This window comes from Streptomyces sp. CB02009 (assembly GCF_001905825.1).
Classification (GTDB): domain Bacteria; phylum Actinomycetota; class Actinomycetes; order Streptomycetales; family Streptomycetaceae; genus Streptomyces.
Genome location: NZ_LIVV01000001.1, coordinates 61,708 through 76,044 on the forward strand (window position 1 = coordinate 61,708; position 14,337 = coordinate 76,044).

Here is a 14,337-nt window from a genome sequence, read left to right on the forward strand (position 1 = left end):
AGGGCGGCCGGGCCGCCTCAGACGCCGGCGGCGAGGGTGTGGACCAGGGTCCTGAGGACCGCTCCTGCGTCGACATCGGCGTCCAGGGACTCCACGGCGGCCAGCCCGTCGACGGCCGCGGCGACGGCCTCGCCCAGCGGCCGGGGGTCGAGACCGCCGCCCCGCTCGTCGGCGAGCACCTGGAACAGGGCGACGAAGCAGGCGCGCCAGCGCCGGTACTCCGTCTCCAGGGACTCCCTGACCCGCTCGTCGTTCAACGCGTGCCAGTGCAGCGCGGAGTGGAGATGGGCGAGGTCGGCCTTCTCCGGCCTGCCCAGCAGGTCGAGCACCCGCTCGGCGCGCTCGGCGAAGGTGCCGGGGGCGGCCACCGCCTCCTCCAGGGGCGAGATCCACTCGGGCCGGATGTCCGCGACGACCGCGAGGACGAGGTCGGTCCTGTCCTGGAAGTGGTAGTGGCACATCCCGTGCGACACCCCGCAGAGCGCCGCCACGTTGCGGGTCGTGAAGCGCTCGCTCATCTCGCCCGCGAGCAGGGTGCGGGCGGCCGCGATCAGCCGTGCCCGGGTCTGCTCGCCCTTCGCCGAGGCCCGTGACCGTGTGGCCGGGCGGGCCGGGGGAGCGGTCGGGTTCGGAGAGTCCTTCGCGGATGCTGCCATGGCCTCACTCTAGCCAGGCTCCACGCCTGCGATCTGCGGGTTTCGATGCTTCGTACACCCGGTGGCGGGCGGGCTCCAGCGGTTCCGGGGAATGCTGCGCACAATATTGACCGAGCGCTCGGTCAGTTTTACATTTCTGGCCAACCGCGGACCCACCGCGGGGAGTTCAAGCAGGAGGCACAAGTGAGCCGTCCCGAATCCAGCCGACACGCACGCAGCAGCCTGAGCCGCAGGGGATTCCTCGCCGCGGCCGGTCTGACCGCCGCCGGAGCCGCCCTCGCCACGACCCGCTTCCAGGCCGGGGCCGCCACGGCCGCGGGCACCTTCCGGGTCCCGGTCGAGGACGTCCGCCACACCCGTACGTGGATGGCCTGGCCCGACAGCACGTCGATCTGGGGCAACACGCTGAGCGGCGTCCAGGCGGACATCGCCCTGATCGCCCGCACCGTCGCGAAGTACGAGCCCGTCGTGATGTGCGCCAACTCCGGCAGCGCCGCCAAGGCCCGCCAGCTGTGCGGCTCCACGGTCACCGTCATCAGCAGCATCCCCGTCGACGACTGCTGGATGCGCGACTCGGGGCCCGTCTTCCGCACCGACGGGGCCGGCGGCCTCGACGCGATCGGCCTCAACTTCAACGGCTGGGGCAACAAGCAGGCCCACGGCAAGGACGCCCTCGTCGCCGGACGCGTCGCGTCGTACGTGGGCGTGCCGATCACCTACGCCGGCCTGGTCGGCGAGGGCGGAGCCATCGAGCAGGACGGCGCCGGCACCCTCATGGCGACCCGCAGCAGCCTCGTGAACCGCAACCGCAACCCCGGGAAGACGGAGCGTCAGATCGAGACCGCCATGTGCGCGGCGTACGGCGCTTCCAAGGTCATCTGGTTCGACGGCGTCAAGGGCCAGGACATCACCGACGACCACGTCGACGCCACGTCCCGCTTCCTCGCCCCCGGCGAGGCCCTCGTCCAGATGCCCCTGGCGTCGGAGAACGACGCCTACGCGCGCGACGCGCGCCAGCAGTTCAGCATCCTGTCCGCCTCGACGACGGCCGGCGGCGTCCCGATGGACACGATGCGCCTCCAGGGCCCGGACTACAACAAGATCCGCTCCGCCAACCCGGAGTTCCTCGCCTCGTACGCCAACTTCTACCTCTGCAACGACGCCGTCATCAGCGCCCACTTCGGCGACACCCGCGCGGACCAGGCGGCGAAGGCGACCCTGCAGAACCTCTACCCCGACCGGGTCATCGAGCAGCTGAACATCGACCGCCTCGGCACCGGCGGCGGCGGCATCCACTGCGTCACCCAGCAGCAGCCCGTGCGCTAGCGAGCGGGGCACGGCGACCGAGGGCCGGATCGGGCCCGCGGAGACCCTGGCAGGTGTCCGGTCGGATCGGGGCGAACCCCGCCCGCCCCGACCGGACTTCCCGACCGGAACGACCGAACGACCGCACGACCGACTGGCAGCACAACCGCACGACCGACTGACCGCACGACCGACTGACCGACTGACCGGCCGGCGACCGCTCGCCGGCACAGCTTGAGGGAAGGCGCACGGGTGACCGACCGGTTCGGCAACAGCAACGGCGAGGGCGGGCTCAGGGCCGGAGCCCTGGGGACGTTCGACTCCGTGGTCATGGCGGTCGCGGGCTGCGGACCGGCGTACACCGCCGTCGCGCTCGTGCCCGCGCTCATCGCGGCGGTCGGCCCGGCCGCCCCCGCCGCCCTGCTCTACGGTGCGATCCCCATGATCGGCATCGCCCTGGCCTTCCGGCACCTGGGACGGCTCGACGTCAACGCCGGCGGCACCTACTCCTGGGTCGCCCGGACCCTGCACCCGGTCCTCGGCTTCCTCAGCGGATGGGCCGTGGTCGCCGCGACCACCCTCTTCGTCATCGCCTCCACGACCCCCGCCGGCCGGGCCACCCTGTCCCTCTTCGACGAGGACCTGGCCGGGAACGGCATCCTCGCCACCGGCGTCGGCCTCGGCCTGTTCCTGCTCATGGCCGCCCTCGTCGCCTCGGGCGCCCGCATCGCCGCCGGGGCGCGGGCCGTCGCCCTCGGAGTCCAGCTGACCCTCCTGACGGCCGTGGCGGTCGCCGCGCTGACGAGGGACGTCCACGCGGCGACGTTCTCCCTCTCCTGGTTCGGCTTCGAGCACTTCGACTCCACCCACTCCTTCACCGCCGGCGCGCTGATCGTGGGAGCCCTGTACTGGGGCTGGGACGTGACGGCGAACCTCAGCGAGGAGACCCGCGGCGGCCGGGGCGGCTCCGGACTCGGAGGCCTCATCGGCCTCCTGGTCGTCGCCGCCACCCTGCTCACCCTCACGATCGGCGCCTCCGTGCTCCTCGGCCCCGACGCCGTGACGACGGACGGAAGCTTCCTGCTGCGGCTCGGGGAAGCGGCCTGGCCCGGCGTGGGCGGCACCCTGCTCGTCCTCGCCGTACCGCTGTCGATGGCCGCCACCCTGGAGACCACCCTCCTCCAGGCGACCCGCACGCTCTTCGCCATGGGCCGGGACCGCACGGTCCCCCCGTTCCTCGGCCGCGTCCACCCGCGGCGGAGGACCCCCGTGGCCGCCACCCTGGTCGTCTGCGCGGTCACGGTGACGACCCTGGCGCTCGTGGCGCTCCTCGACCCCGGGGTCGGCATCCTCGACGACGCGCTCCAGGGCATCGGCCTGCTCATCGCCTTCACCTACGCGCTCGCCGGCATCGCCGTCGCCGTGGCCTTCCGCCGCGTGCTGTTCGCCTCCGCCGCCGACCTGCTGCTCCTGGCGGTGTGGCCGCTCCTCGGCGTGGCCTTCAACGTGTGGGTCTTCGCCGCCTCCGTCCGGACGCTGTCCGCGACCCCATTGGCCATCGGCCTCGGCGCGCTGGCCGTCGGACTGATTCCGCTGGGTGTCGCGTGGCTCCGCGGCGAGAGGTCCTTCTTCCGGCCGAGGCCGCTCCATCCGAACGACACGGGCACGGCCGACCCGTCGGCCACCGAGGCGCTGCCGACGACCGGCCCCGCCGACGGCCGAAGGGACGGCCTCCTGTCCGACTTCTGAGCCGCCCCCGCCCCGCATCCGTACGAGGGAGAACCGACATGGCAGGCCGACCGCGCCGCACCCCGGCACCCGACTACGATCCGGCCTTCGGCGACCGGGCACTGGCCGAGGGCCGCGAGGACATGCTCCTGGGCCGCTGGGAAGGCGCCCGCGACCTGCTCGAACGCACACCGGGCGACTGGGACCGGCGGGCGCACCGCATCCGCCTCCTGGCCGACGCCGCGGCGGGCCGGCGCACCGTCGACCTGTGGCAGGCGTCGGAGCCCGGCAACCCCGACGCCGCCGTCCTGCGGGCGGAGACCGAGGTGATGCGGATGTTCGCCGCGGCCCGCACCGGGCGGACGCCCGACGCGGAACGGCTGGAGCGGGCGGCCCGGTACTGCCACCGCGCGGCCGAGCTCGCGCCGGTGGACCCCCAGCCGTGGGTCTCGCTGCTCACCCTCGGCAGACTCCACCCCGGCGGGCACCCCGGGATGCCGGCCTGGTGGAAGGAGGTCCTCGCCCGGGACCCGTACCACCGGGAGGCCCACCACCAGGCGCTGCGCCACCTGTCCGCCCGCTGGCACGGTTCGTACGGAGCGGCCCTCAACTTCGCCTGGGACGTGGCGAACTCGGCCCCGTACGGATCGCCGCTCGTGATCCTCCCGCAGGTCGCCCGCGCCGAGCACTACCGGTACCGGGTGGAGACGGAGGCGAAGCCGGTCCTCGGCCTGACGCACCACTGGAGCGACGAGCACACGCGCGGCGACCTCCGCCTCGCGCTCGACCGGTGGATCGCCCACCGGGTGCCCGGGGCCCAGGACGTCGCCGACCTCAACCATCTGGCGCACGGTCTGGTCATGGCCGGCATGGGCGACCGGGCGGGCCCCGTCTTCCGGCTCCTCGGCAACCGGGCCACCGACGTGCCCTGGTCCTGTACGGGCGACGCGGAGCGGCTCTTCGTCCGCTGGCGCGACACGACCGCGGCGGACGCCCGCTGAGGGACACCGGTCCGGCGGACGCCCGCTGAGGGACGTCGGTCCGGCGGACGGCCGCTCCCCGGCACGGTGCTCCCCGGTGTAAGTTGGCGCCTTGCCGTGACGTGCACACAAAAAGGGCCGAACCTTTGATTGCTTGGTTCGGCCCTGGGATAGCCTGGGAAAATGCTAACAGAGGTCACTGCAACCCGCTATGTCACGCCCTTGCGTGAGGGTGGCTCACTTCCCGGGATCGTCGAGGCCGACGACCTCGGCACGTACGTCATGAAGTTCACCGGCGCCGGCCAGGGGCGCAAGACCCTGGTCGCCGAGGTCATCTGCGGGCAGCTCGCCCGTCGGCTCGGTCTGCGGGTGCCCGAGCTCGTCACCATCCAGCTCGACCCCGTCATCGGACTCTCCGAGCCCGACCAGGAGGTCCAGGAGCTGCTCAAGGCGAGCGGCGGGCTCAACCTGGGCATGGACTACCTCCCCGGCTCGCTCGGCTTCGACCCGCTGGCGTACGAGGTGGACCCCGTCGAGGCCGGCCGGATCGTCTGGTTCGACGCGGTGATCAACAACGTCGACCGGTCCTGGCGGAACCCGAACATGCTCGTCTGGCACGGCGACCTGTGGCTCATCGACCACGGCGCCACCATGACCTGGCACCACAACTGGCCCGGCGCCCAGGCGTCCGCCGCCAAGCCCTACGACGCCTCCGACCACGTACTCGCCCGCTACGCGCCGGACATCGCCGCCGCGGCCGCCGAACTGGCCCCGCGCGTCACGCGCGAGCTGCTCGACGAGATCGCCGCCGACGTGCCCGACGAGTGGCTCGTCGACGAGCCCGGCTTCGACGGCACGGACGAGGTCCGCGCCGCCTACGTCGGGGCGCTGCTGCCGCGCGCCGCCACCATCCACGAGCGGATCACGCTCGGCCCGCGGAGCGAGGGGCGGCCGCAGCAGCCGCCCGGCTGGCTCGCCGAGCGCCTCGCGCCCCGGACGCACTCCACCGAGAAGGACAGCACCCCGTGACCGACCGTGATGTCTTCGAGTACGCGCTCCTGCGCGTGGTGCCGCGGGTCGAGCGCGGCGAGTGCTTCAACGCGGGCGTGGTCGTCTACTGCCGCGCCCGTTCCTACGTGGCCGCCCGTACGCACCTGGACGAGGCGAAGCTGTCGGTGCTGGACCCGGCGGCCGACGTGACCGGGGTGCGGGCCGCCCTGCGCGCGGTCGAGGGGGTCTGCCTGGGCGGCGACGCCGCCGGCCAGGCCGCCGGCGACGACGCCGGACGGCGTTTCCGCTGGTTGATCGCACCGCGCTCCACGGTCGTCCAGCCGGGCCCGGTCCACACCGGCCTCACCGCCGACCCGGAGGCGGAGGTGGAGCGGCTGCTCGACCTCCTCGTGCGCTGACCCCCTCCGCCCGGCCCGGCGACGGGGAGTGACCGGGTGCACCCGGTGGGCCGTTGACACCGGGTGCCAGGGCTTCTAGCGTCTCGTTCTGCGGACGATACTAAGCGGTCGCTCATGTGCGGGACGCAGGAGCGGGTGACCGGTTCGACCGCGACCAGGGACGATCCAAGGGCGAGGAGAACCAAGCATGTCCACCACCGAGCAGCGCGTAGCCGTCGTCACGGGTGCCGCACGGGGTATCGGGGCCGCCACGGCGCTCCGCCTCGCGGCCGAGGGCCGCGCCGTCGCCGTACTCGACCTCGACGAGGCGGCCTGCAAGGACACCGTCGAGAAGATCACCGCCGCGGGCGGCACCGCCCTCGCGGTCGGCTGCGACGTCTCCGACAGTGCCCAGGTGGAGGCCGCCGTCGCGCGTGTCGCCGCCGAGCTCGGCGCGCCGACGATCCTCGTCAACAACGCGGGTGTGCTCCGCGACAACCTGCTCTTCAAGATGTCCGAGTCCGACTGGGACCTCGTCATGAACGTGCACCTCAAGGGCGCCTTCCTGATGGCGAAGGCCTGCCAGAAGCACATGGTGGACGCGGGCTTCGGCCGTATCGTGTCGCTCTCCTCCTCCTCGGCCCTGGGCAACCGCGGCCAGGCCAACTACTCGGCCGTGAAGGCCGGCCTCCAGGGCCTCACCAAGACCCTCGCCAAGGAGCTCGGCAAGTTCGGCATCACCGCCAACGCCGTCGCCCCGGGCTTCATCGTCACCGAGATGACCGCGCAGACCGCCGAACGCGTCGGCATGGGCTTCGAGGACTTCCAGGCCGCGGCCGCGTCCATGATCCCGGTACAGCGGGTCGGCCGCCCCGAGGACGTCGCCAACGCGATCGCCTTCTTCGCCGGCGACGACGCGGGCTTCGTCTCCGGCCAGGTCATGTACGTGGCCGGCGGCCCGCTCAACTGACGACCGGCATCGAGAGGAGCACGGCAGACATGACCGCACAGGCACGGCCGGAACTGTCCGGCAAGGTCGCTCTCGTCACCGGCGCCAGCCGGGGCATCGGCTACGGCATCGCCGAGGCGCTCGTCGCCCGCGGCGACCGGGTCGTCATCACCGGACGCGGCGAGGAGGCCCTCAAGGAGGCCGTGGAGCGCCTCGGCGCCGACCGGGCGATCGCCGTCCCCGGCAAGGCCCACGACGAGGCCCACCAGGCCGCCGCCGTGGAGGCGGCGATGGACGGCTTCGGCCGGGTGGACTTCCTGATCAACAACGCCGGTACGAATCCGGTCTTCGGCGCCATCGCCGACCTGGACCTCGGGGTGGCCCGCAAGGTCTTCGAGACCAACGTGGTCTCCGCGCTCGGCTTCGCCCAGCGGACCTGGCACGCCTGGCAGAAGGAGCACGGCGGGGCGATCGTGAACATCGCCTCGGTCGCCGGCGTCTCCGCCTCGCCTTTCATCGGCGCGTACGGAATCAGCAAGGCCGCGATGATCAATCTGACTCTTCAGCTGGCCCATGAATTCGCCCCCCTCGTGCGGGTCAATGCGATCGCCCCCGCGGTCGTGAAGACGAAATTCGCGCAGGCGCTGTACGAGGGCCGTGAGGCGGAGGCCGCAGCCGCCTACCCGCTCGGCCGGCTCGGCGAGCCCGAGGACATCGGCGGCGCGGCCGCCTTCCTCACCTCGTCCCAGTCGGAGTGGATCACCGGACAGACCCTCGTGGTCGACGGCGGGATTTTCCTGAACGCCGGAGTCGGGTGACCGATAATCGGACACTTTCCGGATTTCGTGTCCGGATTGACCCCGGTTATACGTCGAATGCCTCAAGTGCCCCGTCAGGCTCGAACATTGACCTGACGGGGTGCTGCGGTATCGTCGGCCGACCCGTGGCTGAACGAGGAGCGTGCACGTGTTCAACCGGACCAGTCTGCAGGCCGCTGCAGCCCTTGTGTCCATATCCCTGGTAACCGGATGCAGTGTCTTCTCTGACAGTGATTCGGCCGGGGATCAGAGAATCGTCGTCGGCACGACGAGCTCTCCCACCACGCTTGACCCGGCCGCCGCCTGGGACAATTCCTGGGAGCTCTTCCGGAATGTGTTCCAGACCCTGGTGAGTTTCCCGACGGGCAGCACGACCCCGGATTCCGATGCCGCGGAGTGCAAGTTCTCGGACACCTCCAGCCGAGTCTTCGAGTGCAAGCTCCTGGAGGGCCTCACGTTCTCCAACGGGCACAAGCTGGACGCCAAGGCCGTGCAGTACTCGATCGAGCGCATCCGCACGATCAACCACAAGGGCGGCCCGAACGGCATGCTCGGCTCGCTCGACAAGATCGAGACCGTCGGCGACCGGACCGTCGTCTTCAAGCTGAACAAGTCGGACGCCACCTTCCCGATGGTCCTCGCCACACCGGCGATGTCCCTCGTGGACCCGGCCGAGTACCCGGCGGACCGGCTCCGCGCGGACGGCAAGCTCACCGGCTCGGGGCCGTACGTCCTCGACTCGTACACCGAGCGGGAGTCGGCGGAGCTGACCAAGAACCCCACGTACAAGGGCTTCGCCGATCGCAAGAACGGCGGGGTGACCCTCCGGTACTTCGACGACTCCGAGGCGATGGTCGCCGCGCTCAAGAAGAAGGAGATCGACGCCACCTACCGCGGCCTCACCGCCGAGGAGGTCATCGAACTCCAGGACGACAAGCCCGAGAACCAGGGCCTGCAGATCGTCGAGTCGACCGGCGCCGACATCCGCTACCTGGTCTTCAACACCCAGGACCCCACGATCGCCAAGCCCGCGGTCCGCAAGGCCATCGCCCAGGTCGTCGACCGCGACGAACTGGTCAGCAAGGTCTACCAGGGCACCGCCGAGCCCCTGTACTCCATGGTGCCCAAGGGAATCGCGGCTCACACCACCAAGTTCTTCGACCGCTTCGGCGACCCGGACGCCAAGAAGGCCAAGAAGATCCTCCGCGAGGCCGGCATCACCGACCCCGTCGAGCTGAAGTTCTGGTACACCACGGACCGCTACGGCTCCTCGACGGCCGCCGAGTTCAAGGAACTGAAGCGCCAGCTGGAGGAGACCGGCCTCTTCCAGGTCGAGATCGAGGGCAAGCCCTGGAAGGACTTCCAGGCGGGCTACCAGAAGGGCGAGTACCCGGTCTTCGGCCGCGGCTGGTTCCCCGACTTCCCGGACCCGGACAACTTCGTGGCGCCGTTCGTCGGCAAGGAGAACGTCCTCGGCACGCCGTACGTGAGCCCCAGGATCACCGGCGAACTCCTCCCGAAGTCCCGCCGCGAGAGCGACCGCGGGACCGTCACGGACGAGTTCGAGGAGGCCCAGGAGATCATGGTCCAGGACGTCCGGCTGCTGCCCCTGTGGCAGGGCAAGCTGTACATCGCGGCCCGTGACGACATCGGCGGCGGCGAGGGCGCGCTCGACCCGCAGACCGTCATGCAGCTCTGGGAGCTGAGCCGCCGGGCCAGCTGGTAGGACCCGCGCGGGCGGGGAACCGGGAGCCTGCGGGGGCCACTGTCAGTGGCCCCCGGTAGGTTCGGGGACGAGTAACAGGAACGTCCACCGGAGGTTGTTGACCGTGACCGACACCAACATGCTGCCCGAGTCCTGGCGGGGTGTTCTCGGCGAGGAACTGCGGAAGCCGTACTTCGCCCAGCTCACCGAGTTCGTCGAGGAAGAGCGCGCCAAGGGATCGGTCTTCCCGCCGAAGGACGAGGTGTTCGCCGCCCTCGACGCCACTCCGTACGACAAGGTGAAGGTCCTGATCCTCGGTCAGGACCCGTACCACGGCGAGGGGCAGGGGCACGGTCTCTGCTTCTCCGTCCGCCCCGGAGTGAAGACCCCGCCCTCCCTGCGGAACATCTACAAGGAGATGCAGGCCGAGCTCGGCCACCCCGTCCCCGACAACGGCTATCTGATGCCGTGGGCCGAGCAGGGCGTCCTCCTGCTCAACGCGGTGCTGACCGTCCGCTCCGGCGAGGCGAACTCGCACAAGGGCAAGGGCTGGGAGAAGTTCACCGACGCGGTGATCACCGCCGTCGCCTCGCGCCCCGACCCCGCCGTCTTCGTCCTCTGGGGCAACTACGCCCAGAAGAAGCTGCCCCTCATCGACGAGGCGCGGCACGTGGTCGTCAAGGGCGCCCACCCCTCGCCGCTCTCGGCGAAGAAGTTCTTCGGATCGAAGCCCTTCACCCAGATCGACGCGGCCGTCGCGGCCCAGGGACACGAGCCGATCGACTGGCGCGTCCCGGACCTCGGCTGAGCCTCGGCCCGATCCGGCCCCGGTGCGGCTAGCGTCGGCTCTCCCAGTGGGTGAGCGGGTGGAGGTCGCGGTGACCGAGCAGCAGCAGGTGTCGGACGACGGGGTCATGACCAGGATCGGGCAGGCGATGATGCTGCTCCACGGCGGCGACCGCGAGGAGGCACGCAACCGCTTCGGGCTGCTCTGGCAGCAGATCGGCCCGGACGGAGACCCCCTGCACCGGTGCACCCTCGCGCACTACATGGCGGACGCCCAGGACGACCCCGACACCGAGCTGGCCTGGGACCTGCGGGCCCTGAGCGCGGCGGAGGGCCTCGCGGAGGAGCGGCTCGCCGAGCACGGCTCCGCGGTCGCCCTCCGGGCGCTGTACCCCTCGCTCCACCTCAACCTGGCCGCCGACTACGTCAAGCTGCAGCGGCCCGACGCCGCGCGGGTCCACCTGGACCGGGCCCGCGCCGCTTCGGACCACCTCGACGACGACGGCTACGGGAACGGGGTGCGGGCCGCGATCGAGCGCCTGGAGCTCCGGCTCCGCTGCATGTGAGGGCCGGGCGCCGGGGCGGGACTGGAGCCCCGGGGCCTCAGCGGACGTACGTGCCGTGGCAGATGCGTGACGGGTCGCTGCCGGGGGCCCAGCCGCCGTACCGCTCGCCCAGGCCGCAGACCTCCGCCCGGGACAGCTGTGGAGTCGGGGACAGCGGCGGAGTCCGCGGCAGCTCGACGAGTTCCGCCGGCGGTTCGGGCAGCGGCGGCCGGGTCTCCGGACGTGGACGCTCACGCAGCCGCGGTACGGGCTGGGGGCGCGCCTCCTCGGGGCGGGGCGCGGCCGCTTCCCCGCGGTGCGCCTCGGCCGAAGGCGTCGCACTGGGCGCGGCCGACGGCGGGGGAGCGGGGAGCGCCGCTTCGAGTGCCTCCAGGGCCGGTCCCTCGCCGATCTGCGGGGCCACGTCCCGGCCGGGCCGTAAGGTCTCGGCGGCGGACGCGGGGGCGGGCGCCGCCGGCGGGGTGTCCACCGGGACGCAGCCCGCGAGGGCGGCCACGGCGGCCCCGACCAGGATCTTCGCTGTTGTTCGGGTTCCATGCACCCGCGCAACTCTGCTGGCCCGGCAGTGATCTTCGCGCCCCTACCGGAGGGGAATGCCCCGCACGGGTGAGCGACGCGGGACCGGCCTTGACCCCGTCAGTCCCCGGTCGCGCCGTCGATCCGCTCCCGGACGAGGTCCGCGTGGCCGTTGTGCCGGGCGTACTCCTCGATCATGTGGAGGTAGATCCAGCGCAGGTTGAACCGCGCCCCGCTGCGGTGCTCGCCCTCGCCCAGGTCGTCGAGACCGCGCGCGGCGGCCACGGTGCGCGCGTGGGCGATCTCCGCCTGCCAGGCCGCGTGGGCCTCCTCGTAGGTGTCCTCGTCGGTGACGTGGAAGTCCCGGTCGCGGTCCTCCTCGGTCGAGTAGAGCCTGGGCGCCTTCTCGCCGGCCAGGACGTTGCGGAACCAGCCCTGTTCGACCTCGGCCATGTGGCGGACGAGGCCCAGCAGACTGAGTTCCGAGGGAGGGGCGGACAGGGTGCGCAGCTGGACGTCGTCGAGCCCCTCGCACTTCCACGCGAGGGTCGCGCGATGGAAGTCGAGCCACTGCTCCAGCGCCTCGCGTTCCCCCGAGGTCGTGGACGGATCGACGCGGGGTGTGGTCTCCGTGCGGTCGGTGGTCATGCGCGGCATCGTCCCCCACGATCACCAGCCGCGCCAGTGCTTTCCCCGCGCCCCGGGCCGGTGCCGCCGCCGAGCATGCCGCGCAGCAACTCCTCGAAGCCGGTGCGCAGTTCCGCCCGGCTCGGCACGGCCGCGTGGAAGGAGCCGGCGGCGCAGGAGAACATCAGCCCCTCGCACCAGGCGATGAGGGAGAGCGCGTGGCGCTCGGGTTCGGGCGAGCCGGCCGCCGCCGTCATCGCGACCAGGGGCCCGTGGAAGACCGAACCGGCGGCGTCGAAGAAGGCGCGGAGCTCGGGGCGGCGGGTCGCCTCCAGGGCAAGTTCGTAGCGGGAGACGAGCAGGGCGCGGTGGTCGGTGAGATAGCGGTGCAGGGCGAGGGAGAGCGCGTCCACGAGGGTGTCGGTGTCGAGGGGCCCGTGGGGCGCCGGCTCGGAGGGCCCGCGGGGTGCCGTGCCTGGAGCCCCGTCCGGTGTCCTGCCCGGTGCTCCGTCCGGTGCCCCGTCCCGGGGCCTGTCCCGTACCTCTTCGGCTGCCCTGGCTGTCCCGACTGTCCCGGACGACCCGACTGTCCCGGGCGGCCCGGCGGCGCCCGGCAGATCGTCCGGGGTCAGGACCTGGGACTCCAGCTGCACCTGACGTCGTACGGCCGTCTCCAGGAGGGCCTGGCGGGTGCGGGCGTGGTTCGACGTCGACCCCTGCGGCAGCCCCGCCCGCTCGTCCACCGCGCGATGGGTCAGGCCCCGCATGCCCCGCTCCACGAGGAGGTCGAGGGCGGCGTCGCCGATCCGGTCCGCCCGCGAGGCGGAGGAAGCGGGGGAGGCGGGGGAGCCGGGAGCGCCTGAGGTCCCGGGGGAGCCGTTCGGGCCGGGAGGGGCAGCGGAGGGTGTCGCCGAGGTCATGGGGACAACCTACAGCCGCCCCCTCCCCGCTTCACTACATCTGTAGTACGGTCACGTCACCGGTCGTACTACACCTGTAGTTCCCCGATCCGAGGAGCAGCCATGGAACAGCACCGTGCCGTCGTCATCGGCGCCGGCATCGGCGGACTCACCGCCGCCGTCGCCCTCCACCGCGGCGGCTGGCAGGTCACCGTCCTGGAGCGGGCCGCCGACCTCGCCCCCGTCGGCGCCGGCATCGGCCTCGCCCCCAACGCCCAGCGCGCCCTGGACGTCATCGGCCTCGGCGACCGCTTGCGGGACCTCGCCGCCTGGCAGGGCGACGGAGGCATGCGCGCCCCCGGCGGCCGCTGGCTCGCCCGTACCGACGCCACGGCCGCCGCCGCCCGCTTCGGCGGGCCGCTCGTCCTCCTCCACCGGGCCACCCTCGTCGACATCCTCACCTCGGCCCTCCCCGACGGGGCCGTCCGCACCGGAGCGGCCGCCGCGCTCGTCGACCCCGGCGGCGACCGAAGCCCCGCCCGCGTCGCCACCCCCGACGGCGAGATCGAGGCCGCACTCGTGGTCGCCGCCGACGGCATCCGCTCCGCGGCGCGGCACGCCCTCTTCCCCGCGCACCCCGGCCCGCGGTACGCCGGCTGCACCACCTGGCGGGTCGTCGTGCCGGCCCCCGAGCGGCCGTTCGCCCCGCACGAGACCTGGGGCGCCGGACGCCTGTGGGGGACGCAGCCCCTCAAGGACGGCAGGATCTACGCGTACGCGATGGCCGCCGCCCCGGCCGGCGGCCGGGCGCCCGACGACGAGAAGGCCGAACTCCTGCGCCTGTTCGGCGACTGGCACCACCCCGTCCCCGAGATCCTCGCCGCCACCGACCCCGCGCGGGTACTCCGCCACGACGTCCACCACCTGCCCGACCCGTTGCCCGCCTTCCACCGCGGCCGGGTCGCGCTCCTCGGCGACGCCGCGCACGCGATGATGCCGAGCCTCGGCCAGGGCGGGAACCAGGCCATCGAGGACGCCGTCGTCCTCGCCCACCACGTCGGCCCCGCGGCCGACGCCGAGCGCTCCGGCTCCGCGCCCGGTCCCCACCCCGCGGGCACCGCGCCCGACTTCGTCCCGAGCCGCGACCTCGCCGCGTACACCGCCGACCGCCTTCCCCGTACCACCGCCATCGTCCGCAAGGCCGCCCGCACCGGAGCCGTCACCCTGCTCGCGGCCCGTCCCGCCGTCGCCCTCCGGTCCACGCTCGTCAGCGCGGTCTCCCGCTTCGGCCCCGGGCTCGTCCTGCGCGGGTTCGACGGCATCGCCGACTGGCGGCCGCCGGTCGCCCCGGCCCGGTCCGCGTAAGCTGACCAGCGCGAACGGCCCACCCGTACAGGGCCTGTGGACACGACAA

At 72.6% G+C, this 14,337-nt stretch carries 15 protein-coding genes; 11 read left to right on the forward strand and 4 right to left on the reverse strand.

The window, feature by feature from the left end; genetic code table 11:
- Nucleotides 1–17: 17 nt before the first annotated feature.
- Entirely contained in the window at nt 18–656 is a 639-nt protein-coding gene (locus AMK27_RS00305) for a TetR/AcrR family transcriptional regulator (RefSeq protein ID WP_073902009.1), read from the reverse strand.
- Between the two features lie 183 nt (nt 657–839).
- On the opposite strand from AMK27_RS00305, the gene AMK27_RS00310 reads away from it, so the two are divergent.
- The 10 genes from AMK27_RS00310 to AMK27_RS00355 all read left to right on the forward strand — a co-directional run bounded on the left by AMK27_RS00310 (nt 840) and on the right by AMK27_RS00355 (nt 10,881).
- Nucleotides 840–1,982: an agmatine deiminase family protein gene (locus AMK27_RS00310; protein ID WP_073902010.1), complete on the forward strand. Its 1,143-nt coding sequence runs from the start codon at nt 840–842 to the stop codon at nt 1,980–1,982.
- A gap of 231 nt (nt 1,983–2,213) precedes the next feature.
- Nucleotides 2,214–3,710: an APC family permease gene (locus tag AMK27_RS00315; RefSeq protein ID WP_073902011.1), complete on the forward strand. Its 1,497-nt coding sequence runs from the start codon at nt 2,214–2,216 to the stop codon at nt 3,708–3,710.
- Between the two features lie 38 nt (nt 3,711–3,748).
- On the forward strand, nt 3,749–4,690 hold the full coding sequence (locus AMK27_RS00320) for a hypothetical protein (protein ID WP_073902012.1): 942 nt from the start codon (nt 3,749–3,751) through the stop codon (nt 4,688–4,690).
- A gap of 162 nt (nt 4,691–4,852) precedes the next feature.
- The gene (locus tag AMK27_RS00325) at nt 4,853–5,698 is read left to right on the forward strand and encodes a HipA family kinase (RefSeq protein ID WP_073902013.1); all 846 of its coding nucleotides are present in this window, start codon (nt 4,853–4,855) and stop codon (nt 5,696–5,698) included.
- On the forward strand, nt 5,695–6,078 hold the full coding sequence (locus AMK27_RS00330; protein WP_073902014.1) for a DUF3037 domain-containing protein: 384 nt from the start codon (nt 5,695–5,697) through the stop codon (nt 6,076–6,078). Before AMK27_RS00325 ends, AMK27_RS00330 begins: the two co-directional genes overlap by 4 nt.
- Before the next feature lie 187 nt (nt 6,079–6,265).
- The gene (gene fabG / locus AMK27_RS00335; protein WP_030316526.1) at nt 6,266–7,027 is read left to right on the forward strand and encodes a 3-oxoacyl-ACP reductase FabG; all 762 of its coding nucleotides are present in this window, start codon (nt 6,266–6,268) and stop codon (nt 7,025–7,027) included.
- A gap of 29 nt (nt 7,028–7,056) precedes the next feature.
- On the forward strand, nt 7,057–7,824 hold the full coding sequence (locus tag AMK27_RS00340; protein WP_073902015.1) for an SDR family oxidoreductase: 768 nt from the start codon (nt 7,057–7,059) through the stop codon (nt 7,822–7,824).
- A gap of 148 nt (nt 7,825–7,972) precedes the next feature.
- Entirely contained in the window at nt 7,973–9,550 is a 1,578-nt protein-coding gene (locus tag AMK27_RS00345; RefSeq protein WP_073902016.1) for an ABC transporter substrate-binding protein, read from the forward strand.
- A gap of 103 nt (nt 9,551–9,653) precedes the next feature.
- Nucleotides 9,654–10,337 carry a uracil-DNA glycosylase gene (ung, locus tag AMK27_RS00350; protein WP_073902017.1) on the forward strand — a complete coding sequence of 228 codons (684 nt, stop codon included), beginning with the start codon at nt 9,654–9,656 and terminating at the stop codon, nt 10,335–10,337.
- Nucleotides 10,338–10,407: 70 nt separating this feature from the next.
- On the forward strand, nt 10,408–10,881 hold the full coding sequence (locus tag AMK27_RS00355; protein WP_073903752.1) for a tetratricopeptide repeat protein: 474 nt from the start codon (nt 10,408–10,410) through the stop codon (nt 10,879–10,881).
- 37 nt (nt 10,882–10,918) lie between these two features.
- Here the strand turns inward: AMK27_RS00355 and AMK27_RS00360 are convergent, their stop codons facing one another.
- The 3 genes from AMK27_RS00360 to AMK27_RS41010 all read right to left on the reverse strand — a co-directional run bounded on the left by AMK27_RS00360 (nt 10,919) and on the right by AMK27_RS41010 (nt 12,944).
- The gene (locus tag AMK27_RS00360; RefSeq protein ID WP_073902018.1) at nt 10,919–11,422 is read right to left on the reverse strand and encodes a hypothetical protein; all 504 of its coding nucleotides are present in this window, start codon (nt 11,420–11,422) and stop codon (nt 10,919–10,921) included.
- 95 nt (nt 11,423–11,517) lie between these two features.
- On the reverse strand, nt 11,518–12,054 hold the full coding sequence (locus tag AMK27_RS00365) for a DinB family protein (protein ID WP_073902019.1): 537 nt from the start codon (nt 12,052–12,054) through the stop codon (nt 11,518–11,520).
- Complete coding sequence (locus tag AMK27_RS41010; RefSeq protein ID WP_079188122.1) at nt 12,042–12,944, reverse strand: TetR/AcrR family transcriptional regulator; 903 nt, start codon at nt 12,942–12,944, stop codon at nt 12,042–12,044. Before AMK27_RS41010 ends, AMK27_RS00365 begins: the two co-directional genes overlap by 13 nt.
- Nucleotides 12,945–13,046: 102 nt before the next feature.
- On the opposite strand from AMK27_RS41010, the gene AMK27_RS00380 reads away from it, so the two are divergent.
- The gene (locus AMK27_RS00380) at nt 13,047–14,288 is read left to right on the forward strand and encodes an FAD-dependent monooxygenase (RefSeq protein ID WP_073902020.1); all 1,242 of its coding nucleotides are present in this window, start codon (nt 13,047–13,049) and stop codon (nt 14,286–14,288) included.
- Nucleotides 14,289–14,337 lie beyond the last annotated feature (49 nt).

Coding starts and splice junctions, on each gene's coding strand:
- AMK27_RS00305 (WP_073902009.1), bottom strand. CDS start 656: ATGGCAGCATCCGCGAAGGACTCTCCGAACCCGACCGCTCCCCCGGCC.
- fabG (WP_030316526.1), top strand. CDS start 6,266: ATGTCCACCACCGAGCAGCGCGTAGCCGTCGTCACGGGTGCCGCACGG.
- AMK27_RS00340 (WP_073902015.1), top strand. CDS start 7,057: ATGACCGCACAGGCACGGCCGGAACTGTCCGGCAAGGTCGCTCTCGTC.
- AMK27_RS41010 (WP_079188122.1), bottom strand. CDS start 12,944: ATGACCTCGGCGACACCCTCCGCTGCCCCTCCCGGCCCGAACGGCTCC.
- AMK27_RS00325 (WP_073902013.1), top strand. CDS start 4,853: ATGCTAACAGAGGTCACTGCAACCCGCTATGTCACGCCCTTGCGTGAG.
- AMK27_RS00380 (WP_073902020.1), top strand. CDS start 13,047: ATGGAACAGCACCGTGCCGTCGTCATCGGCGCCGGCATCGGCGGACTC.
- AMK27_RS00320 (WP_073902012.1), top strand. CDS start 3,749: ATGGCAGGCCGACCGCGCCGCACCCCGGCACCCGACTACGATCCGGCC.
- AMK27_RS00365 (WP_073902019.1), bottom strand. CDS start 12,054: ATGCCGCGCATGACCACCGACCGCACGGAGACCACACCCCGCGTCGAT.